Annotated in this window: 21 protein-coding genes; 12 read left to right on the top strand and 9 right to left on the bottom strand. The window is 63.1% G+C overall.

Going from position 1 to position 20360, the window contains the following annotated elements:
• Window positions 1-204: 204 nt before the first annotated feature.
• Both KF827_RS18185 and KF827_RS18190 read left to right on the top strand, forming a co-directional pair.
• Entirely contained in the window at window positions 205-696 is a 492-nt protein-coding gene (locus KF827_RS18185) for a response regulator (RefSeq protein ID WP_291008533.1), read from the top strand.
• Window positions 693-1199, top strand: coding sequence for a hypothetical protein (locus KF827_RS18190; RefSeq protein ID WP_291008536.1), 507 nt, complete (start codon window positions 693-695; stop codon window positions 1197-1199). The genes KF827_RS18185 and KF827_RS18190 overlap by 4 nt, the downstream gene beginning before the upstream one ends.
• Before the next feature lie 3 nt (window positions 1200-1202).
• Here KF827_RS18190 and apbC read toward each other — a convergent pair whose 3' ends face one another.
• A complete protein-coding gene (apbC, locus tag KF827_RS18195) occupies window positions 1203-2360 on the bottom strand; it encodes an iron-sulfur cluster carrier protein ApbC (protein WP_291008538.1) in 1158 nt (385 codons plus the stop codon).
• A 258-nt stretch (window positions 2361-2618) separates the two neighbouring features.
• On the opposite strand from apbC, the gene hflK reads away from it, so the two are divergent.
• From hflK to KF827_RS18210, 3 genes are read left to right on the top strand one after another with little or no spacing between them, the layout of a single operon-like run.
• Window positions 2619-3761: an FtsH protease activity modulator HflK gene (gene hflK, locus KF827_RS18200; protein ID WP_291008541.1), complete on the top strand. Its 1143-nt coding sequence runs from the start codon at window positions 2619-2621 to the stop codon at window positions 3759-3761.
• 8 nt (window positions 3762-3769) lie between these two features.
• Entirely contained in the window at window positions 3770-4651 is an 882-nt protein-coding gene (gene hflC, locus KF827_RS18205) for a protease modulator HflC (RefSeq protein WP_291008544.1), read from the top strand.
• A 45-nt stretch (window positions 4652-4696) separates the two neighbouring features.
• Window positions 4697-6211, top strand: coding sequence for a DegQ family serine endoprotease (locus KF827_RS18210; protein ID WP_291008547.1), 1515 nt, complete (start codon window positions 4697-4699; stop codon window positions 6209-6211).
• Between the two features lie 234 nt (window positions 6212-6445).
• Here the strand turns inward: KF827_RS18210 and KF827_RS18215 are convergent, their stop codons facing one another.
• Both KF827_RS18215 and KF827_RS18220 read right to left on the bottom strand, forming a co-directional pair.
• Window positions 6446-7870, bottom strand: coding sequence for an FAD-binding oxidoreductase (locus tag KF827_RS18215; protein WP_291008550.1), 1425 nt, complete (start codon window positions 7868-7870; stop codon window positions 6446-6448).
• A 78-nt stretch (window positions 7871-7948) separates the two neighbouring features.
• Window positions 7949-8881, bottom strand: coding sequence for an L-threonylcarbamoyladenylate synthase (locus tag KF827_RS18220; RefSeq protein ID WP_291008553.1), 933 nt, complete (start codon window positions 8879-8881; stop codon window positions 7949-7951).
• Window positions 8882-8973: 92 nt separating this feature from the next.
• Here KF827_RS18220 and KF827_RS18225 point away from each other — a divergent pair, with 92 nt between their 5' ends.
• The 3 genes from KF827_RS18225 (at window position 8974) to KF827_RS18235 (ending at window position 12886) form a co-directional block, all read left to right on the top strand.
• On the top strand, window positions 8974-10767 hold the full coding sequence (locus KF827_RS18225) for an acyl-CoA dehydrogenase (RefSeq protein WP_291008556.1): 1794 nt from the start codon (window positions 8974-8976) through the stop codon (window positions 10765-10767).
• 180 nt (window positions 10768-10947) lie between these two features.
• Window positions 10948-12030: an MBL fold metallo-hydrolase gene (locus KF827_RS18230; protein WP_291008559.1), complete on the top strand. Its 1083-nt coding sequence runs from the start codon at window positions 10948-10950 to the stop codon at window positions 12028-12030.
• A gap of 31 nt (window positions 12031-12061) precedes the next feature.
• Window positions 12062-12886 carry an NAD(P)-dependent oxidoreductase gene (locus KF827_RS18235; protein ID WP_291008562.1) on the top strand — a complete coding sequence of 275 codons (825 nt, stop codon included), beginning with the start codon at window positions 12062-12064 and terminating at the stop codon, window positions 12884-12886.
• Here KF827_RS18235 and KF827_RS18240 read toward each other — a convergent pair.
• Window positions 12883-13419, bottom strand: a complete 537-nt coding sequence (locus KF827_RS18240) for a GNAT family N-acetyltransferase (protein ID WP_291008565.1) — start codon at window positions 13417-13419, stop codon at window positions 12883-12885. The two genes, KF827_RS18235 and KF827_RS18240, sit on opposite strands and share 4 nt — an antisense overlap.
• Window positions 13416-13949, bottom strand: coding sequence for a class I SAM-dependent methyltransferase (locus tag KF827_RS18245; protein ID WP_291008568.1), 534 nt, complete (start codon window positions 13947-13949; stop codon window positions 13416-13418). Before KF827_RS18245 ends, KF827_RS18240 begins: the two co-directional genes overlap by 4 nt.
• 73 nt (window positions 13950-14022) lie before the next feature.
• Here KF827_RS18245 and KF827_RS18250 point away from each other — a divergent pair, with 73 nt between their 5' ends.
• Window positions 14023-14442, top strand: coding sequence for a DUF1178 family protein (locus tag KF827_RS18250; protein WP_291008571.1), 420 nt, complete (start codon window positions 14023-14025; stop codon window positions 14440-14442).
• On the opposite strand, the gene rsmD is transcribed toward KF827_RS18250, so the two are convergent.
• Genes rsmD through KF827_RS18265 form a run of 3 tightly spaced genes read right to left on the bottom strand, consistent with a single transcriptional unit; the run spans window position 14439 to window position 16513 of the window.
• Window positions 14439-15011: a 16S rRNA (guanine(966)-N(2))-methyltransferase RsmD gene (gene rsmD / locus KF827_RS18255; RefSeq protein ID WP_291008575.1), complete on the bottom strand. Its 573-nt coding sequence runs from the start codon at window positions 15009-15011 to the stop codon at window positions 14439-14441. The two genes, KF827_RS18250 and rsmD, sit on opposite strands and share 4 nt — an antisense overlap.
• Before the next feature lie 3 nt (window positions 15012-15014).
• Complete coding sequence (locus KF827_RS18260) at window positions 15015-15794, bottom strand: pseudouridine synthase (protein WP_291008580.1); 780 nt, start codon at window positions 15792-15794, stop codon at window positions 15015-15017.
• Window positions 15791-16513, bottom strand: a complete 723-nt coding sequence (locus KF827_RS18265; protein ID WP_291008583.1) for a gamma-glutamyl-gamma-aminobutyrate hydrolase family protein — start codon at window positions 16511-16513, stop codon at window positions 15791-15793. The genes KF827_RS18260 and KF827_RS18265 overlap by 4 nt, the downstream gene beginning before the upstream one ends.
• Window positions 16514-16607: 94 nt before the next feature.
• Between KF827_RS18265 and KF827_RS18270 the strand changes: the two genes are divergently transcribed.
• From KF827_RS18270 to KF827_RS18280, 3 genes are read left to right on the top strand one after another with little or no spacing between them, the layout of a single operon-like run.
• Complete coding sequence (locus KF827_RS18270) at window positions 16608-17054, top strand: nucleoside deaminase (protein WP_291008588.1); 447 nt, start codon at window positions 16608-16610, stop codon at window positions 17052-17054.
• A 50-nt stretch (window positions 17055-17104) separates the two neighbouring features.
• The gene (locus KF827_RS18275) at window positions 17105-18310 is read left to right on the top strand and encodes an acyl-CoA dehydrogenase family protein (protein WP_291008591.1); all 1206 of its coding nucleotides are present in this window, start codon (window positions 17105-17107) and stop codon (window positions 18308-18310) included.
• A gap of 34 nt (window positions 18311-18344) precedes the next feature.
• Window positions 18345-19433 carry a M14 family metallopeptidase gene (locus KF827_RS18280; RefSeq protein WP_291008593.1) on the top strand — a complete coding sequence of 363 codons (1089 nt, stop codon included), beginning with the start codon at window positions 18345-18347 and terminating at the stop codon, window positions 19431-19433.
• 22 nt (window positions 19434-19455) lie between these two features.
• On the opposite strand, the gene KF827_RS18285 is transcribed toward KF827_RS18280, so the two are convergent.
• A partial coding sequence (locus KF827_RS18285) for a phosphotransferase family protein (protein ID WP_291008596.1) occupies window positions 19456-20360 on the bottom strand: 905 nt, incomplete at its 5' end.

Here is a 20360-nt window from a genome sequence, read left to right on the forward strand (position 1 = left end):
TGGCGGCCGGCCTGCTGGTGGCTCTGTTGGCCACGATCCGTAGCCGCGCCAGCCATGGCGGGGCCGCACGGCGCGCTTCTGCTCAGGCCCGGACAGCCTGAGGAATATTGCACCCTCATTAATTGTATTCACCGGTTCGGATTGTGAGATGGCGCGGCTGCGGTTATCATCCCGTAAGAATTCGTGGGAATTGCGGATTGGTGCATGCAACTTTACGATTTAGGCTCCGTCAGCACTCTGGTCGTGGACGATAATCGTTTCATGCGTAGCGTGGTGGTGAATGCCCTGACCGGCCTCGGGGTGCGCAACACCTATCAGGCCGATGGGGTGGATGCTGCCCTGGAAATGCTGGCAACCAATGCGGTGGACCTGATCATCAGCGACTGGGACATGGGCGAAAAAAGCGGCATTGATCTGATCCGTCGGGTGCGGGCCCACAAGCCCACCCGCCTGGTGCCTATCGTCATGCTGACCGCGAATTCCACCCGCCGTAACCTGTTTGCCGCGCGCGATGCGGGGGTGACGGAATTCCTTTCCAAACCGGTTTCGGCGCAATCGTTATATGCCCGTATTCTCGAGGTGATAGAGCGGCCCCGGCAATTCATCAAAACCAAGGATTATTTCGGGCCGGATCGCCGCCGCCGCCGGCGCGCCGATTATACCGGCGAGAAGCGACGCAAGGGTGAGCGTGAATGAGTGATTCGAACAGCGATGATGTGGAAATCATCGCCAATCCCAATCCGATTGCCTACAAGGCCAAGCCGCTCGGCAAAACCGCCGACGACATGCTGAAGGCCGCCGATCAGCGCGTCGGTAATCTGAAGAACGAATTCGGCAGTATCCTGCGCCGCGATGCCGATGCCATCGTGGAATGTTTCCGCAAGGCGCAGGCCGAACCCGCAAAGCGCGACGTGCATATGCAGGACGGCCGCAAGCTGGCCCACGAACTGCGCGGTCAGGGCACCACTTTCGGCTATCCGCTGATCACTGAGATATGCGATTCCTACTGCAAATTCCTCGACCTGGTGAAAACCGTCGACGACAGCCGGATGCCGCTGATGAAAAGCCACATCGATGCCCTGCGCGCCGTTGTGGGCGCCGATATCAAGGGCGATGGCGGTGCTGTGGGCCGCGAGCTGACCCAGACCCTGCGTCAGATCCGCGAAAAGCTGGCCGCCGAAACCGGCGAGGAATTGTAAGCCTCAACTCACCACGATACGCGGGCCACGGGCGGTGGATTTATCCAACTTGGCCAGGATCTGTTCGGCAATCGGCAGATAGGCCTTGGCCTGATCGCTATCGGGCCGGCTGGCCACGATCGGCTGGCCGCTATCGGAGGTTTCGCGGATCGCCATTTCCAGCGGCAATTCCCCAAGGAAATCGCAGCCCAGTTCTTCTGCCGTGCGGCGTGCGCCGCCATGCGCGAAAATATCGCTGCGATGGCCGCAATTGGGGCAGCAGAAATAGCTCATATTCTCCACGATGCCGAGCACCGGCACATCCACGCGGCGGAACATGTTCAGGCCCTTGCGGGCATCCAGCAGCGCGATGTCCTGCGGCGTGGAAACGATAACGGCGCCGGCCAGCGGCACGCGCTGCGCCATGGTCAGCTGGGCATCGCCGGTGCCGGGCGGCATGTCCACCACCAGCACGTCCAGCTCGCCCCAATCCACATCGCGCAGCATCTGCTCCAGCGCGCTCATCACCATCGGGCCGCGCCAGATCATCGGCGTGTCTTCGGCCACCAGATAGCCCATCGACATGGTGGGCATACCCCAGCCGACCATCGGCTTCAGGCGCTTGCCATCGGGGGATTGCGGTTTGCCGGAAACCCCCAGCAGGCGGGGCACCGAGGGGCCGTAAACATCGGCATCCAGCAGCCCCACCTTGCGGCCCAGCCGCTGCATAGCCAGGGCCAGGTTTACAGCGGTGGTGGATTTGCCCACGCCGCCTTTGCCCGAGGCCACGGCGATCACATTTCTGATACCAGGCAGATTCAGTTTTTCACCCACCGCAGGCTTGGCGGCCGTTGCCGGGGCGCCATGGCTGTGGCTGTGGGGTGCTTGAGTACCGCGATGGGCGGGTTGAGGCTTCCCTGGTCCGGCGCCCTGGCTTTGTGCCGTCAGCACCACCGTGGCCGATGTAACCCCTGGCAGCGCCAATACAGCCTGTTCGCAGGCTTTGCGCAGCGGCTCCTTGGCGGCGCCCTGGGCGGCGGGCACTTCCAGCACGAAGCCGACATTGCCGCTCTTGACCACCAGGCCGGAAATCATGCCCAGATCGATCACATTCTTGCCATGATCGGTGTCCACAACACCGCGCAGTGCTTCGAGAATCCGCGCTTCATCAACCCCGGTCATGCTTGAAATCCCCGTAATCGTTCCAATATTCTCGCTTGCCTGTCTGTTGGCCGCGAAACTGCCGACGGAGAGGTGATATATCGCGTCGTCGGGGCCTGGGCAAACAGCCATCTGGCAAATGCCGGATTTGGTGGAAACCGGTCGGTCCTGCCGGGGGGCGATGCCAAAAAGGCGGGCTGCGGCAAACTTTGGGCGGCGCAGGCCTGATAGCGAAGGAAAATGCGGGCCAGACGAGGCCCGCCAGCGGAAGGATTTAAGATGCCCTGGAGCAATCAAGGCGGCGGTGGCGGTTGGCAAGGCGGCGGCGGTGGGCGCGGTCCCTGGGGCCAGGGCCCACGCGGCAATGGCCCCTCGGGTGGCGGTGGCGGCGGTGGCGGTTTCGGCGGCCCCACGCCCCCCAATCTGGAGGACTTGCTGCGCAAGGGGCAAGACCGTATGCGCAACCTGATGCCCGGCGGCGATATTTCGGGCCGTGGCATCATCCTGCTGATCGTGGCCGCCATTGCCGTATGGATGGCCAGCGGCATCTACCGTGTTGATACCAACGAGGCCGGCGTTGTGCTGCGCTTCGGCCGTTTTGCCTATATCACGCAGCCCGGCCTGCGCTGGCATTGGCCCTGGCCGGTTGAAAGTGTGCTGACCCCGCGGGTCACCACCGTGAACCGCGAGGAAATCGGCTTCCGCACCATCGGCGACATTTCCGGCCGTTCGGGCCAGCAGCGCGATGTGCCGGAAGAGAGCCTGATGCTGACCGGCGACGAAAATATCGTCGATATCGATTTCACCGTGCTGTGGCAGGTGAAGGATCCGCAGCAATTCCTGTTCAACGTTTCCGATCCGGCCCGCACCATCAAGCAGGTGGCGGAAAGCGCCATGCGCGAAGTGGTGGGCAAGAACCAGATTCAGTTCATCCTCACCGATGGCCGCACCAAGGTGGCCGACGATACCCGGCAATTGCTGCAAAAGGTGCTGGACGATTACGGCGCCGGCATCAGCATCAACCAGATTGCCTTGCAGCGCACCGAACCGCCGCAATCGGTGATCGATGCTTTCCGCGACGTGCAGGCCGCCCAGGCGGACCGCGAGCGTGCGCAGAACGAGGCCGAGGCCTATCGTAACGACATCCTGCCGCGTGCCCGTGGCGAGGCGCAGCGTCTCTTGCAGCAGGCCGAGGCCTACAAGCAGGAAACCATCGCCAATGCCCAGGGTGAGGCGGCGCGTTTCATCTCGGTTTACAATGAATACAAGGTGGCCAAGGACGTGACCGCCAAGCGCATGTACATCGAGACCATGGAACAGATCCTGCGCGGCACCAACAAGGTGCTGCTGGATAACCAGTCGGGAGCCGGCCAGGGCGTTGTACCCTATCTGCCGCTGCCCGAACTGCAGAAAAAGAAGTGAGGTCCGCCATGAACCGTATTTTCATTCTCGGCGGCGCGCTGGTTGTCATCGCCTTCGGTCTGTTCCTGTCGCTGTTCACCGTGCATCAGGCGCAAACCGCGCTTGTCGTGCAGTTCGGCGATCCGCGTCGGGTGATCACCGAGCCGGGCCTGCATTTCAAGATTCCGCTGGTGCAGGACGTGATCTATTTCGATAAGCGCATTCTCGGGCTGGATGCCCAGCCGGAGGAAATCCTCACCACCGACCGCCGCCGCCTGGTGGTGGATAGCTTCGTGCGCTACCGCATCGTCGATCCGCTGCTCTATTACCAGACCGTGCGGACCGAGGCGCAGTTGCGCAACAACCTGTCGCCTTCGGTGGCCAACGCATTGCGCGGCGCCTTCGGCAAGCTGGATGCCACCGCTATCGTTTCCGGCGACCGCCCGGCTGCCATGCAGGCGGTGAGCGTGGTGCTGGAAGAGAATGCCAAGCGCCTTGGCATCGATATCGTGGATGTGCGCATCAAGCGCGCCGATTTCCCCGAAGCGATCGGTCAGGCGATCTTCCGCCGGATGCAGACCGAGCGTGAGCGCGAGGCCAAGGAACAGCGTGCAACCGGCGCCGAGCTGGGTGAGCGCATCCGTGCCGATGCCGAACGCCAGCGCACCATCCTGCTGGCCGATGCCCGCAGGCAGTCGGAAATCCTGCGCGGTGAAGGCGATGCCAGCCGTACCAAGATTTTCGCCGAGGCGGCAAATCAGGATCCGGAATTCTACGCCTTCTATCGTTCGTTGCAGGCTTATGGTAAGGCTTTGCAGCAGAGCGATACGACCATGGTGTTGTCGCCCGATTCAGAGTTTTTCCGCTACTTCAACGAAAGCCCCGGTGGTTCTCGCGCACCGCGCAAGTAACCCTGGGTAGGTCGTTGAGCCGAGTTATCTAGCCAGGAGGCTACCATGAGTCTGTTCGAGCCGGGTTTGCGGGGTCGGTTCTTCGCCGCGGTGTTGGCCGCCGGCATGGCGGCAGGTTGGATCCTGCCGGCAGCCGGGCCGGCCGAGGCCAGGGCGCCGGACGGCGATTTCGCCGATCTGTCCGAACAGTTGCTGCCTAGCGTGGTGAATATCTCCACCACGCAGACGGTGAAGGGCCGCAGCGGCGGCGCATTGCCTGAGGGCATGCCGCAATTCCCGCCGGGCTCGCCGTTCGAGGAATTCTTCAAGGATTTCTTCGACCGCCAGCAGCGTGGCCAGGGCGGCGGCAATCGCGCGCCCCGGCAGGTCTCCTCGCTGGGCTCGGGCTTCATCATCGATGCGCGCGGTTATATCGTCACCAACAACCACGTGATCGCCGAGGCCGATGAAGTGCGGGTGATTCTGCACGACAATACCGAACTGCCTGCCAAGATCGTCGGCCGCGACCCGGAAACCGACATGGCCGTGCTGAAGGTGGAATCCAAACAGCCGCTGAAGCCGATTGCCTGGGGCGATTCAGGCAAGTTGCGGGTGGGCGAATGGGTGCTGGCAATCGGTAATCCGCTCGGCTTGGGCGGCACGGTTACGGCCGGCATCGTGTCGGCGCGCGGCCGCGATATCGGGGCCGGCCGTTACGACGATTTCATTCAGACCGACGCCTCGATCAACAAGGGCAATTCCGGCGGCCCGCTGTTCAATCGCAATGGCGAGGTGATCGGCATCAACACCGCAATCTTCTCGCAATCCGGCGGCTCAATCGGCATCGGCTTTGCCGTACCGTCCAACATGGCGCGTCCCGTGGTGCAGCAATTGATCGAGTTCGGCCGCACCAAGCGCGGCTGGCTCGGTGTGCAGATCCAATCGGTCACCGACGAGATGGTGGAAGATCTGGGGCTCGACAAGGCGCGCGGCGCGCTGGTGGCCAAGGTGCTGCCGGGCGGCCCGGCCGAGAAGGCCGGCATCCAGTCGGGCGACGTGATCGTGTCGCTGGATGGCAAACCGGTGGCATCGCCCAACGCACTCACCCGCGCAGTGGCCGAAACCACGGTCGGCAAGGCCGTGTCGGTGGAGGTGATGCGCAAGGGCAAGAAGGTTACCGTGCGCGCCACCCTTGGCGAACTGGAAGCCGCCATGGCCTCGGCCGAAGCGGCACCGGCCAAATCCAACGACGCCAAGCCGCGTGCGGCGCGGGGCGAAACCGCCCTGGCCGACCTGGGCGTGCGCGTGGCGCCGCTGAATGCCGAGACCCGCAAGCGTTTCGACATCAAGGATGACGTGCGCGGTGTGGTGATCGTGGATGTGGAGCAGGATGGCCCTGCGGCCAAACGCGATGTGCGTGCCGGCGACGTGATCGTGGAAGTGGCACAGGTCGAGGTGCGCAGCCCCGACGAAGTCAGCGAGATGCTGAAATCCCTACGCGATGCCAAGCGCAAGATTGCTTTGTTGCAGATTCTGCGCAACGGCGAACCGCGCTTCGTGCCGGTTCCGATGAAATCATAGGCTCTTTCGTCATGCCCGCACTCGTTGCGGGCATCCATCCTTCAGCGGCTTTGCTCTGTCAGGCATGGACCGCCGCACCACGTGCGGTGGTGACGCTATGAGTGGCCAGAAATAAGCGGCCAGAAATAAGTGGCCAGAAATAAGTGGCCAGAAATAAGTGGCCAGAAATAAGTGGCCAGAAATAAGCGGCTAGAGAGCAACCCGCGCGCTGGCCGTTCAGGCCTGCCCAACTGCTCAGACCCGCACCACCTTGCCGGGATTCAGGATATTGTTGGGGTCGAAATCCCGCTTGATACGCTGCATCAGCTCGATTTCCAGCGCCGATTTGTAGTGGGTGATTTCGTCCACCTTCATGCGGCCCAGGCCATGCTCGGCGCTGATCGAGCCGTTAAAGCCGTGGGCGATATCGTGGATGATGGTGCTCACTTCATCCCAACGGGCCAGGAAATCCTCGCGTTTCCAATCCACCGGTTGGGATGGGTTGAAATGCACATTGCCGTCGCCGATATGGCCGAAGGCCACGATGCGCACGCCGGGGATCACGGCTTCCACCGCTTTGGTGGCCTTTTCGATAAAGGCCGGCATGCTGGAAACCGGCACCGAGATATCGCATTTGATCGAGCCGCCTTCGGGCTTTTGCGCGCCAGACATCGCCTCGCGGATTTTCCAGAAGGCCGCGCGTTGGGCTTCCGATTGCGCAATCGCCGCATCCAGCACCAGGCCGCGCTCCAGCCCTTGTTCCAGCAGGCTTTCCAGCACGGCATCAATGCTGCCATCGTCGCGCTGGGCGCTCAACTCCATCAGCACATACCAGGGATGCCGGTCGGCGATGGGATCCTGGCAGCTCGGCGTATGCTTCACCACGAAATCCAGGCCGATGCGCGGCAGCAATTCAAAGCCGGTCACGGCGCCGCCGCTCAGGTCTTTTGCCAGGCTGAGCAATTCAATGGCCGCTTGCGGGCTGGGCACGGCGGTGAAGGCGGTGCCATAGGCCTTGGGCAGCGGATATAGTTTCAGCACCGCGCCGGTGATGATGCCCAGGGTGCCTTCGGCGCCGATGAAGAGGTCTTTCAGATCGTAGCCGGTATTGTCCTTGCGCAGGCCGCGCAGGCCGTTCCAGATGCGGCCATCGGCCAGCACCACTTCCAGGCCCAGAACCAGGTCGCGGCTGTTGCCGTAGCGCAGCACGGCATTGCCGCCGGCATTGGTGGAGAGATTGCCGCCGATGGTGCAACTGCCTTCCGAGCCGATCGACATCGGATAGAGCCGGCCGGCCTCACGCGCGGCATTTTGCACTTGCTGCAGCACGCAGCCGGCATCCAAGGTGATTGTATCGTTCAGCACATCGATGGCGCGCACGCGGTTCATGCGGGTGAGCGAGACAATGATTTCATCATTCGTGTCGAATGGGATGCCGCCGCCCACCAGGCTGGTATTGCCGCCCTGCGGCACCAGCTTGGTGCCGGTTTCGCTGGCAAGCTTCACGATGGCAGCCACTTCCTCGGTGCTGGCGGGCTTCAGCAGCAGCGGGGTGGCGCCCTGATAGAGATCGCGCCATTCAACCAGATGCGGTGCAAGATCGGCCGGATCGGAGGTCCAGCCCTTGGGGCCTACAATGGCGCGGAAACGGTCGAGTAGATCGGGTGCAAGATGTGTCATGCCCGGCATCTAAAGCCATGCGGCCGCCTACCGCAACCGCCAGCCGGCCAGCACGTGTCGTCTGCTGCCCCGTGCGGCCTATCGTCCCCTTGCGGCCCGGCGCAGCCGGTCGTTGATCGCCGCGCCCAGTCCGGCTTCCGGGATCGGCGCCACGGCGATGCCCTGCAGATCCGTCCGGTCCAGGGCATGCAGCCCGGCATAGAGATTGGCGGCGGCCTCAGCCGCGTCGCCACTTGCGCTCAGGCTATATTGTGCCGCGAAGCCTGCCGGCACGGGGCCGAAACTGAGCAGGCCCTCGCGCAGGCCAGGCAGCGGGGCCGTGGCGTCCAGCCGCAAAGGCAGTGCAGGCGCATAATGCTTCAGCAGCATGCCGGGGCTTTGCAGCTTGGCATCCTGTGGATGGCCCAGCCGTTCGCCCAGCACGGCCTCGATGGTTTCGACTGCGATGCCGCCTGGGCGCAGCAGCAGGGGCTGCGGCCCGGTCAGGCCCACTACGGTGGATTCCAGTCCCACCTGGCAGGGCCCGCCATCCAGCACCGGCATATCCGGGCCCAGCGAGGCCAGCACATGCTCGGGCGTTGTCGGCGATACATGGCCCGAACGGTTGGCCGAGGGGGCTGCCACCGGGCGGCCCACCATGGCCAGCAACTCGCGCGCCAGGGGATGAGACGGTATCCGAACCGCCAGGCTATCCAGCCCGGCCGATACGGCCGCCACCACCGGGCAGTTCGGGGCGCGGGACAACACCAGGGTGAGCGGGCCGGGCCAGAACGCCGCCGCCAGCCTGTCGGCGCGTGAATCAGGCAAGGTCAGGCCGGCCAGTTGGGTGGGGTCGGCGATATGGCTTATCAGCGGATTGAAATCCGGCCGCCCCTTGGCCGCGTAAATACGCGCAACCGCTGCGGCATTGGTGGCATCCGCCGCCAGGCCGTAAACGGTTTCCGTAGGGATAGCCACCACGTCTCCGGCCAGAAGGCGGCGGGCGGCTTCATCTCGTGTCACATAGCCCATGCGGCCGATTGTCTACCGTGCTGCGCATTGGCTTACCAGCCGCGCCGGGCCATATTATACGCCGATTTCGCTTAAGTTAGGGAGAATGCGCCATGGAATACCAAGCTCCGGTCAAGGATATGAGTTTCGTGCTGCGCCATGTGGCCGATCTCGATGGCCTCAGCCAGTTGCCGGGTCTTGCCAATGCCGATCCGGAAACCGCAACGGCGGTGCTGGATGAGGCGGCGAAATTCTCCGCAGGCGTGCTGTCGCCGTTGAACCGCAATGGCGACAAGCAGGGCGCCCGTATCGAAAATGGCACGGTGCGCACCGCCGATGGGTTCGCCGATGCCTACAAGCAATTCGTTGCCGCTGGCTGGAATGGCATGCCATTCGCCGAGGAGATCGGCGGCGGCGGCATGCCCTGGGCTACCACCATGGCGGTGCAGGAGATGATCCAGGCCGCCAACCTGTCGTTTTCGCTCTGCCCGTTGCTCACCCAGGGCGCCATCGATGCCATCATCGCCCATGGCACGCCCGAGCAGAAGGCGCTGTATCTGCCCAAGATGGTATCGGGCCAGTGGAGCGGCAGCATGAATCTCACCGAGCCGCAGGCGGGTTCGGATGTGGGGGCGCTGAAAAGCAAGGCGGTGCCCAATGGCGATGGCACCTACCGCATCAGCGGCATGAAGATTTTCATCACCTATGGCGAACACGATATGGCCGAGAATATCGTGCATCTGGTGCTTGCCCGGTTGCCCGATGCACCGGCCGGCACCAAGGGCATCTCGCTGTTCATCGTGCCGAAATTCCTGCCCGATGCCGATGGCAATCCCGGCAAGCGCAACGATCTGCGCGTGGTGTCGCTGGAACACAAGCTGGGCATCCATGCCAGCCCCACCTGCGTGATGAGCTATGGCGATAACGGCGAATGCATCGGCTGGCTGCTGGGCGGCGAGAACCAGGGCATGCGCTGCATGTTCACGATGATGAACAACGCCCGCCTCAGCGTGGGTTGCCAGGGCCTGGCGATTGCCGAGCGTGCCTATCAGCAGGCGCTGGATTATGCCGAAAACCGCAAACAGGGCCGTTTGCCGGGCATGAATGCCGAGCAGCATGTCTCGATCATCGAGCATCCCGATGTACGCCGCAATCTGCTGCTGATGAAAAGCCAGACCGAGGCCCTGCGTGCATTGATCTATCTGAACGGCGCGGCAATCGATCGCGCGCATCATGAAACCGACAAGGCCGCAGCCGGCGATTGGAAGGCGCTGGTGGAATTGCTCACGCCGCTGAGCAAGGCATGGTCCACCGATGTGGGCGTGGAAGTGGCTTCCATCGGCGTGCAGATCCATGGCGGTATGGGTTTCATCGAGGAGACCGGCGCCGCGCAGCATTACCGCGATGCCCGCATTCTGCCGATCTATGAAGGCACCAATGGCATCCAGGCCATAGACCTGGTGGGTCGCAAGCTCGGCCTGCAGGGCGGCGAAACCGTACAGCGCCTGTTTGCCGCTATCGACGGCATCTTGCAAAAGCTCGATGCCGCCGGCCCCGAGCTGGCCGCGATGCGTGCCGAACTTGGCAACGCGGTTGCCGCCCTGCGTGGCACCACAGAATGGATCGTGGGTGCGTTGGGCAAGGATGCGAATGTGGCGCTTGCCGGCGCCACGCCGTTCCACCGCGCGTTTTCCGAAACCGTGGGCGGGTGGCTGCTGGCCCGCCTGGCGCTCGCTGCCAAGGCGGAAATCGCGGCCGGTTCCACCGATCCGTATTTCCAGTCCAAGCTGCTCTCCGCGCGTTTCTATGCCGAGCAGGTGCTCAGCGCCGTGCCCGGCCGCTGCGCCAGCGCCCGCTCCAGCGCCGCCGATATCCAGGCCGCCAACGCCGATCTGCTGCGGGCGTAACCGCTTGATAACCCCAGGTCTTTTCTGGCCTGGGGGAATTTTTGGCAGTTTCTGTTTCACGTGAAACACCTGGTTCCCTAGCGTCAAACCTGCCTTCAGCCGGATTGACGCTTACGTAAAGCGCCCCATACACTAGGGGCCTAGATAAAAAATTGCCCCCCATCGCAAGGACGTGTTCCCGTGTCTGAACGCCATGAAGGCGAGATTGGCCTGATATACCCCTTTGCCGAGCATCCGGCTGGCCCGCGCCCGCAGGAGGGCGAGGCGCTGGAAGTGCGGCCGGGCGTGTTCTGGCTGCGTATGCCGATTCCGATTCCGGGCCTGAATTTCATCAATCTCTGGCTGCTGCGCGACAATGATGGCTGGGCCCTGGTGGATACCGGCTTGCTGACCCCGAAGATCCAGCAGATCTGGGAGGGCATTTTCGATAAATATCTGCAGGGTCGGCCGATCACGCGGCTGATCTGCACCCATTTCCACCCCGATCATCTGGGGCTGGCCGGCTGGCTGCAGCAGCGCTGGGATGCGCCGCTTTGGATGACGTTGGGCGAATGGAGTTTCGGCCGCATGCTGGAACTGGAGGCTTTGCCGGAAGTGCCGGAAGCCGATATCCAGTTCTATCGCCGTGCCGGCTTCAGCGAAGCGGCGATCGACGAGATGCGCAGCCGGGGCTTCGGCAATTTCAAACGCCATGTCAGCCCGATTCCGCGCAGCTATACCCGTATCGTGGAAGGCGACCATATCCGCATCAACGATACCGATTGGCAGGTGATCGTGGGGCGCGGCCATTCGCCGGAGCATGCCTGCCTTTATAGCCCGTCGCTGAATATCCTGATCTCGGGCGACCAGGTGCTGCCGCGCATCTCGCCGCATATCGGCGTTTATCCCGGCGAGCCCGATGCCCGTTCGCTTACGCTGTATCTGCGTTCGCTCGACAAGTTCGTGGATCTGCCCGCCGATGTGCTGGTGCTGCCGGCCCATGGCGATGCCTTCACCGGCCTGCCGGCACGTATCGCTTATCTAAAGCGGCACCACCGCGAACGGCTGGATGCGCTGATGCTTGCGCTGGAAAAGCCCCATACCGTGATGGATACGCTGCCGCTGCTGTTCAAGCGCGATATCAGCGGCCATCTGCAACTGGCCACCGGCGAGGCGCTGGCGCATCTGCATCATCTGATCGGCGAGGGCCTGATCGAGCGCCGGCTGAATGCGGCGGGCGTGTATGAGTATCAGCGTGCGGATATCGCCATGGCGGCGCAATAGGCTTTCCATAAAAAACCAAGGGGAGGGGCGTATGGCCGATCTGAAGGGCAAGACCCTGTTCATCACCGGCGCCAGCCGCGGCATCGGCCTGGCGATTGCCAAACGGGCGGCGCGCGATGGCGCCAATATCGTTGTGGCGGCCAAAACCACCGAACCGCACCCCAAGCTGCCCGGCACTATCTATACCGCCGCCGAGGCCATCGAGGCCGCCGGCGGCAAGGCGCTGCCGCTGGCCGTGGATGTGCGCGATGAAGCGGCGGTGGAGGCCGCGATGGCGAAAGCAGCGGAAACATTCGGCGGCATCGACATCCTGATCAACAACGCATCCGCCATCAGCCTCACCGGCACCCTGCAAACCCCGATGAAGCGCTATGATCTGATGCATCAGATCAATACGCGCGGCACCTATCTGTGTTCGCAGAAGGCTTTGCCCTATCTGCTCAAGGCGGCCAATCCGCATATTCTCAATCTATCGCCGCCGCTGAATATGGAGGAGCGCTGGTTCTCGCCCCATGTGGCCTACACGATGGCCAAATTCGGCATGAGCATGTGCGTGCTGGGCATGGCCGGCGAATTCCGCAAGAAGGGCGTGGCGGTGAATGCGCTTTGGCCGCGCACCGCGGTGGATACCGATGCGATGAATGTGATCACGGGGCCGGATTTCCGCCTGCGCTGCCGCAAGCCAGACATCATGGCCGATGCCGCGCATCTGATCCTCACCAAGCCCAGCCGCGATTGCAGCGGCAATTTCTTCATCGACGACGACGTGCTGCGCGAGGCCGGCATCACCGATCTTTCCGTTTATCGCCATGATGGCGTAGCGGAGACCGAACTGATTCCGGATTTTTTCGTCTAATCCTGTTTCGCCAGATCGTGCCAGAGCACGTCGCGTTCCCATAGTACGCGCATGCCCTGTTCCTGGAAGCCCAGCTTGCGCAGCACATTGCGCGAGCCGGCATTCTGCGGCGAGGTGACCGCGAACAGAGCCGGCAGGGCGGTGGCGTTGAAGGCATGGCGCACGGCCGCATTGGCCGCCTCCGATGCCAGCCCCTTGCCCCAATGGGTCTTGTTGAGCAGATAGAGCAATTCCACCGCGCCTTTGCCGTCATAGGCTTCGGGCACGAAGCGCAGGCCGCATTGGCCGATCAGATGGCCGCTTTCGCGGCTGGCCACGGCCCAGACGCCATAGCCGCGTTCACGCCAGGATTCGTTGAAATTGTGGATGTTGCTCTTGGCGCGCTGCTCTGCATCCTTGGGCGTCAGGCCGCGCCCGGGCAGCATGTGGCGCATCACCGAATCATCGCTGTAAAAACGCGCCAGCACGCGCCAATCCTCGGGGCGGAAACCCCGCAGCATAAGCCGCTCGGTCGGCATTTCAGGGGCGCTCATCGCTTCACCGCGGCAATGCGCTGGCGACAGCTTGGCTTAGGCTCGGTTTCCTCGCCCTGCTCGAAAGCCAGGATATGGAAGCTGTCCTTTAGCCGTTCGAATAATTCATTCTCGGCCAGCAGGAAATCCGGGTTGGTCGGGCGACCATGGTTTTCCTGGCCACGCAGGAAGGTTTCATACAGCAGCAGGCCGCCTGGCGCAGTGGCGCGGATCACGTGCGGAAACAGCGGTCGCCAGAGATAGTTGGTGGCCACTACCACGCCGAATTGGCGGTTTCCCAGCGGCCATGGGCTGCCGTTTTCCAGATCGGCCGCCAGCAGCTCCACGCCCGGTTGCCCTTGCAGATCGGTCAGGCCGGAAAGGTCGATATCCAGGAACAGCACGGGATGGCCCAGGGCAAGGAAATGCCGGCCATTGCGGCCCGAACCGCAGGCCAGATCCAGCATGTCCGCACCGGTTTGCACATGCCGCGCCCAGCGCCGAATCCAGGCCGAGGCCTGGCTCGCGCCTGCTTCCCCCTTGCTATCCACGCCCATCTACCCCATGTATTATCCCCGTGATTATGAATACTTGCCGCTCCCCGGCGAAAGCAAGCAACAGGGCATGATCAAGTACGAACTCAAATGCGATTCCGGGCATGTCTTCGAGGCCTGGTTTCAGGATAGCAGCACCTACGACCGTCAGCGCGGCCGCAAGCAGGTGCATTGTCCGGTCTGCAACAGCCACAAGATCAGCAAGGCGCCGATGGCGCCGCGTCTGGCCCGCTCCAGCGAGGCCCGTGCCGCCGACGAAGCCAAGCAGGCCCAGGCGGCGCGCCAGGCCTTGTTGCAGTTGCGCGAGCATGTGGAACGCAATGCCGATTACGTGGGCAGTGAATTTCCCGAAGAAGCCCGCAAGATGCATTACGGCGATGCCGAGCACCGCAACATCTATGGCGAGGCCAGCCCTGAGGAAGCCAAGGAATTGTCCGACGAGGGCATCGAGGTCACGTCGATTCCCTGGATTCCGCGCGGCGACGCTTAAAGCTTTTTCCTGAGAAATGTGAGCCGGGCGGGGCCCTGCTGGCGGTCCTCCAGCAGATCGAAGCCATCTGGCGCATCAAAGCTGCCTTTGGCATCGGTTTCCACGATGGCCAGGGCATCGGGCTTGAGCCAGCCAGCCTGATCGAGTTGCAACAGCACCGGCCCGCCCAGGCCGGAGCGATAAGGCGGATCGAGAAACACCATGTCGGCAGGCGGCATCGCCTTGCCGGGCTGGCGCGCATCGGTGGCCCGCAGGGTGATGCGGTCGGCCAGCTTTAGGTTCTCGGCATTGCGCTGGATGATGCGCCGGGCCTGCGGGTCGATCTCGAACAGATAGGCGTGCCGTGCGCCGCGCGACAGCGCCTCGAAGCCCAGCGCGCCGCTGCCGGCAAAGGCATCGATCACGATGGCATCCTGCAGCCGGCTGCGGCCGGCTTCGGAAAACAGCGATGGGGCATGCAGCAGGATATTGAATAGCGCTTCGCGCACGCGGTCTGTGGTGGGCCGGGTGGTCTGCTCCGGCGGCGCCAGCAGCGGGCGCCCGCGATGGCTGCCGCCCACGATGCGCATGGCTCAGGCCTTTTTCGCGCGGGCGGGCTTGGAGCCGGCGGGGCGGGCGGGCTTTTCGCCAAGCTGTTCGGCCAGCACCTTGCCGGGAATTTCCTTCACCTCGCCCTGTTCCAGCGAACCGAGCTGGAAAGGACCATAAGAGACGCGGATCAGCCGGCTCACCGGATAGCCGAGATACTCCATCACTTTGCGGATTTCGCGGTTCTTGCCTTCGCGCAGGCCAAGCAGCAGCCAGGCATTGTCGCCTTGCTGGCGCTCCAGCGAGGTTGCGATGCTGCCATAGGATACGCCATCGATGGTCACGCCGTTATTCAGCCTTTGCAGATGCGCTTCCACCACCTGGCCATGCACGCGCACACGATAGCGCCGCAGCCAGCCATTGCTGGGATGTTCCAGCTTGCGCGCCAGGGTGCCGTCGTTGGTCAGCAGCAACAGGCCTTCCGAATTGAAATCCAGCCGCCCGACCGAGATCACGCGCGGCATGCCGGCAGGCAGCGAACCGAATACGGTGGGGCGGCCTTCCGGGTCGCGGTGGGTGGTCATCAGTCCGCGCGGCTTATGATACATCCACAAACGCGTGCGCTCGGGCGCCGAAAGCGGTTTGCCATCCACCACGATATGGTCGGTTTCCGAAACATTGAGGGCGGGGCTGTCCAGCACCTTGCCATTCACCACCACGCGGCCTTCGGCGATCCAGCGTTCGGCATCGCGGCGCGAGCACAGGCCGGCCCGGGCCAGCCGCTTGGCGATGCGCTCCCCGGTCTTTTCTGATGTATCGCTCATGATTTTGCTGCCTCGATGAAGGCGGCATACAGCGCGCGATCGCCTTCTGAAATGAAGAATTCCGGATGCCATTGCACGCCGATGCAGAAGCGGTAATCCGGGTGTTCGATCCCTTCGATCACGCCATCGGGCGCTACCGCATCCACGATGCAGCCTGGCGCCGGCTTGTCCACCGCCTGGTGATGCGCCGAATTCACCGGCAATTCATCGCGGCCCACGATGGCATGCAGCCGGCTGCCGGCGGCGATGCGCACGCTATGGCCGGCTTGATCGCGTGGATTGGGTTGCTCATGGGCCAGGGCATTGGGTACCGCATCGGGGATATGCTGGATCAGCGTGCCGCCCAGCACCACGTTCAGCAATTGTTGGCCGCCGCAGATGCCCAGCACCGGCTTGTTGCGTGCCAGCATGCCCTTGGTGATCGCCCATTCAAACTGCGTGCGGTTGGCCTTGGTGGTCACGCTTTCATGCTTGGCATCGGCGCCGAACAAGGCCGGATCCACATCGAAGGCGCCGCCGGTCACGATCAGGCCATCCAGCAGATCAATATAGCGCTCAACCGCGGCGGGTTCATGGGGCAATACCAGCGGCACGCCGCCGGCTTCGCTCACCGACGAACAGTAATTCTGCCGCAGGGCATACCAGGGGAATTTCGAATAGCCGCCGGCTTCCTCGGAATCCAGGGTCAGGCCGATCAGCGGGGCGGGAGATTTGCTCATGGCGGGGTTATAGGCCGGGCCAGACGCGAGGGCAACTCCGGTTTGGGGCAACTATACTTGACGGGAGGATTTGGCTGCCCCAGGGTCTGCAGCCATGAACAGTTACATGCAACAGGCCCTGGAGCAGGCCCGTCTGGCGGCCGCGCGGGGCGAGGTGCCAGTGGGGGCGGTGATCGTTGAAGGCGCCAGCGGCCGGGTGCTGGCCATGGCCGGCAACGAAACCCGGGCGCTGAACGATCCCACTGCCCATGCCGAGCTGCTGGCGATCCGGCGTGCCTGCGATGCTCAGCAATCGGAGCGCCTGGAGGGCTGTGATCTTTACGTGACGCTGGAACCCTGCCCGATGTGCGCCGGTGCGATCTCGTTTGCGCGGCTGCGGCGGGTGTATTTCGGCGCGGAAGATCCCAAGGGCGGCGGCGTGCTGCATGGCCCGCGCGTCTTCGCACATGCCACATGCCATCACGCACCCGAGGTCTATCCCGGTATTGCCGCAACGGAAAGCGTAACGCTGCTGCGTGCTTTTTTCGGCAGTCGCAGATAAAGTCGGCTCAGCAAACAATCGAGCCTGAATATCTAGCCGGGACGGAAACCATGGATTTCAATCACTCCGAACGCGTGAAGCAATTGCAGGAGCAGGTCTCCGGCTTCATGGAAGAGCATGTCTATCCCAACGAAGATCGTTTCTTCGCCGAGATCGCCGAAGGCGATCGCTGGGAGCCCACCAAGGTGGTGGAAGAGCTGAAGGCCAAGGCCAAGGCGAAGGGCTTGTGGAATCTGTTCCTGCCCGATTCCCATCGCGGCGCCGGCCTGAAGAATGCGGAATACGCCACGCTGTGCGAGATCATGGGCCGCTCCTTCCTGGCGCCGGAAGTGTTCAACTGTTCGGCACCCGATACCGGCAACATGGAAACCATCGAGCGCTACGGCACCGAAACGCATAAGAAGCAATGGCTGGAGCCGCTGCTGGAAGGCAAGATTCGCTCCGCCTTCGCCATGACAGAGCCGGCAGTGGCGTCGTCGGACGCCACCAATATCGAAAGCTCGATCACCCGCGATGGCGATCATTACGTGATCAACGGCCGCAAATGGTGGACCTCCGGCATCGGCGATCCGCGCTGCAAGATCATCATCTTCATGGGCAAGACCGACGCCAACAATCCCAACAAGTATCTGCAGCAATCCATGATCCTGGTGCCGCGCGACACGCCCGGCGTGAAGGTGAAGCGCATGTTGCCGGTGTTCGGCTATGACGATGCGCCGCATGGCCATGGCGAGGTATTGTTCGAGAATGTGCGGGTGCCGGCCAGCAATATCCTGCTGGGCGAGGGCCGGGGCTTCGAGATCGCGCAGGGTCGCCTGGGTCCGGGCCGCATCCACCATTGCATGCGACTGATCGGCCTGGCCGAGCGCAGCCTGGAAAAGATGTGCAAGCGCGCCAAGAGCCGCGTGGCTTTCGGCAAGCCGATCGCCGAGCAGACCGTGACCCTGGAGCGTATCGCCGAGTCCCGTATCCTGATCGACCAGGCCCGTTTCCTCACCCTGCATGCCGCCTGGAAGATGGATACCGTGGGCAACAAAGCCGCCCGCAAGGAAATCGCCATGATCAAGGTGGCGGCGCCCACCATGGCCTGCCAGGTGATCGACTGGGCCATGCAGGTGCATGGCGCTTCGGGTGTTTCCGACGACCAGCTCTTGGCCTATTCTTACGCCCAGGCCCGGACCCTGCGCTTTGCGGATGGCCCGGACGAAGTTCATCGCAACCAGATCGGCCGGCTGGAGTTGCAGCGCTGGAACTGATCCTGGTTGTTCATCAGCCAGGAGAAGTCGCATCATGACAGTCGCCAGTTACTTCTCCGGCAGCTATGGCGAGGCGCGGGCCAAATTCCGCGCCGCCGCCACCGCTGCCGGTGCCAGGCTTGTCGCCTATGAAAACTCCAACGTACTGGCGCCCAATGGCGACACGCTGACCACCGATGTGGCGGTGCTGGGCCCGGAAAAGGCCGAGCGGGTGTATTTCACCACCTCGGCCACCCATGGCGTGGAAGGTTTCTGCGGCTCTGGCTGCCAGATCGGCTTTTTCGTCGATGGCATTTTCGAGGCCGCGCCGCCCAACACCAAGATCATCATGGTGCATGCCATCAATCCCCATGGCTTTGCCTGGGTGCGGCGGGTGAACGAGGATAATGTAGACCTCAACCGCAATTTCCAGGATTTTTCCAAGCCGCTGCCGAAGAATGAGCAGTACGGGGAATTGCATCCCTGGTTGATTCCGGCCGATTGGACCGGCCTGGCCAAGATCGAAGCCGACAAGCAGATTCTCGCCTATCAGCAGAAGAACGGCATGATGGCTTTCCAGTCCGCCGTGTCGGGCGGGCAATACACCCATCCCGATGGCTTGTTCCATGGCGGCACCAAGCCCACCTGGTCCAACACCACGCTGCGCCGTATCCTGAAGGAGCATGTGCCCGCCGGCACGCGCAAATTCGCCGGCATGGATTACCATACAGGCCTCGGGCCGATGGGCTATGGCGAGCCGATTTTCGTGAATGCCGAAGGTGCCGTGGCCTATCCGCGTGCCAAGGCCTGGTATGGTCCGTCGGTGACCAATCCGCAGGATGGTTCATCTACCTCGGCCGTCGTCACCGGCACGCTGCCGGAAGCTTTCAGCGATCTCGGCCCCAATGTGGAAGTGACCGCCGTGGCGCTGGAATACGGCACCCAAACCGTACCTGAAGTGATGAACGCCCTGCGCGGCGATCATTGGCTGCATGCGCGCGGCGAGGTGGATTCACCGCTTGGCCGGGCGCTGAAGCGCATCATGCGCGATGCCTTCTACACCGATACCAATCCGTGGAAGGCTGCCGTTTATGGCCGCGCGGCCGATTTCGCCCTGCGCAGTTTCCGCGGCCTGGCATCCTGAGTCGGCCTGACGATGGCGGCGATCAATCGTCGCCGCCATCCACCAGGTTCCAGGCCTGGTTGGCCACCGAGCGCACCAATGCGCCATAGGCTTTTATGGCCGGCGCCGGCGCCTGTCCTGGCGGGGTTTTATCGCTGCCGCGCTTGAAGATGCCCTGGGCCATCACCGCCACGCGAAACAGCGCGAAGGCCAGGAAGAAGTTCCAATGCTGGATGCCGTCGCGGCCGGCGGCCTGGCAATAGGCGGCGATATAATCGGGTTCGCCGGGAATGCCGCTATCGATGAAATCCACGCCCTGCAGGCTGCCCATGCCAGGTATGGTCACGCGCCAGGGCATGCAGTTGATGGCCAGATCGGCCAGCGGATGCCCGATGCTGGCAAGATCCCAATCCAGCAGCGCCACCACCCGGGGTTCGGAAGGGTGGAAGATCAGGTTGTCCAATCGGAAATTGCCATGCATCAGGCTGGGCTTGGCGGCCTGCGGCACATTGGCCGGCAGCCAATCCAGCAGCCGGTCCATGGCGGCGATGTCTTCCGTGCGGTTGGCGGCATACTGCTGCAGCAGGGCGGCAATCTGCCGGCGCAGATAGTCGCTGCCATCGCCATTCTGCGGTAATCGGGTGCTGGCGGTATCGATGGCATGCACGGCGGCCATCGCCTCGGCCATGGCGAGATAGATTGCCTGGCGTTGCTTGGCATCCATGCCGGGCAGGGTGGGGTCGCGGAAATTGCGGCCGGCCACGAAGTCGAGCAGGTAGAATGGCGCGCCGATCACGCTGTCATCGGTGCAGACCAGTTTAGGGCTACCCATCGGCAGGCCGGACTGATGCAGCGCGCCCAGCAATTGGAAATCGCGCTCGATGCTTTCCGCCAGGCTGCTGCCCTTCTTGGCCACCTGGCGCTTGCGCAGCACGGTGTTCATGCCTG

The organism is Ferrovibrio sp. (assembly GCF_019636075.1).
In the GTDB taxonomy this organism is placed as follows: domain Bacteria; phylum Pseudomonadota; class Alphaproteobacteria; order Ferrovibrionales; family Ferrovibrionaceae; genus Ferrovibrio.

What these genes read in the sequence shown, in the direction of transcription:
- KF827_RS18225 (WP_291008556.1), top strand. Translation starts at nt 8,974, where the DNA reads ATGGAATACCAAGCTCCGGTCAAGGATATGAGTTTCGTGCTGCGCCAT.
- KF827_RS18235 (WP_291008562.1), top strand. Translation starts at nt 12,062, where the DNA reads ATGGCCGATCTGAAGGGCAAGACCCTGTTCATCACCGGCGCCAGCCGC.
- KF827_RS18210 (WP_291008547.1), top strand. Translation starts at nt 4,697, where the DNA reads ATGAGTCTGTTCGAGCCGGGTTTGCGGGGTCGGTTCTTCGCCGCGGTG.
- KF827_RS18250 (WP_291008571.1), top strand. Translation starts at nt 14,023, where the DNA reads ATGATCAAGTACGAACTCAAATGCGATTCCGGGCATGTCTTCGAGGCC.
- KF827_RS18280 (WP_291008593.1), top strand. Translation starts at nt 18,345, where the DNA reads ATGACAGTCGCCAGTTACTTCTCCGGCAGCTATGGCGAGGCGCGGGCC.
- KF827_RS18265 (WP_291008583.1), bottom strand. Translation starts at nt 16,513, where the DNA reads ATGAGCAAATCTCCCGCCCCGCTGATCGGCCTGACCCTGGATTCCGAG.
- KF827_RS18220 (WP_291008553.1), bottom strand. Translation starts at nt 8,881, where the DNA reads ATGGGCTATGTGACACGAGATGAAGCCGCCCGCCGCCTTCTGGCCGGA.
- KF827_RS18240 (WP_291008565.1), bottom strand. Translation starts at nt 13,419, where the DNA reads ATGAGCGCCCCTGAAATGCCGACCGAGCGGCTTATGCTGCGGGGTTTC.
- rsmD (WP_291008575.1), bottom strand. Translation starts at nt 15,011, where the DNA reads ATGCGCATCGTGGGCGGCAGCCATCGCGGGCGCCCGCTGCTGGCGCCG.
- KF827_RS18270 (WP_291008588.1), top strand. Translation starts at nt 16,608, where the DNA reads ATGAACAGTTACATGCAACAGGCCCTGGAGCAGGCCCGTCTGGCGGCC.
- KF827_RS18185 (WP_291008533.1), top strand. Translation starts at nt 205, where the DNA reads ATGCAACTTTACGATTTAGGCTCCGTCAGCACTCTGGTCGTGGACGAT.
- hflK (WP_291008541.1), top strand. Translation starts at nt 2,619, where the DNA reads ATGCCCTGGAGCAATCAAGGCGGCGGTGGCGGTTGGCAAGGCGGCGGC.
- hflC (WP_291008544.1), top strand. Translation starts at nt 3,770, where the DNA reads ATGAACCGTATTTTCATTCTCGGCGGCGCGCTGGTTGTCATCGCCTTC.
- KF827_RS18215 (WP_291008550.1), bottom strand. Translation starts at nt 7,870, where the DNA reads ATGACACATCTTGCACCCGATCTACTCGACCGTTTCCGCGCCATTGTA.
- KF827_RS18260 (WP_291008580.1), bottom strand. Translation starts at nt 15,794, where the DNA reads ATGAGCGATACATCAGAAAAGACCGGGGAGCGCATCGCCAAGCGGCTG.
- KF827_RS18275 (WP_291008591.1), top strand. Translation starts at nt 17,105, where the DNA reads ATGGATTTCAATCACTCCGAACGCGTGAAGCAATTGCAGGAGCAGGTC.
- KF827_RS18190 (WP_291008536.1), top strand. Translation starts at nt 693, where the DNA reads ATGAGTGATTCGAACAGCGATGATGTGGAAATCATCGCCAATCCCAAT.
- apbC (WP_291008538.1), bottom strand. Translation starts at nt 2,360, where the DNA reads ATGACCGGGGTTGATGAAGCGCGGATTCTCGAAGCACTGCGCGGTGTT.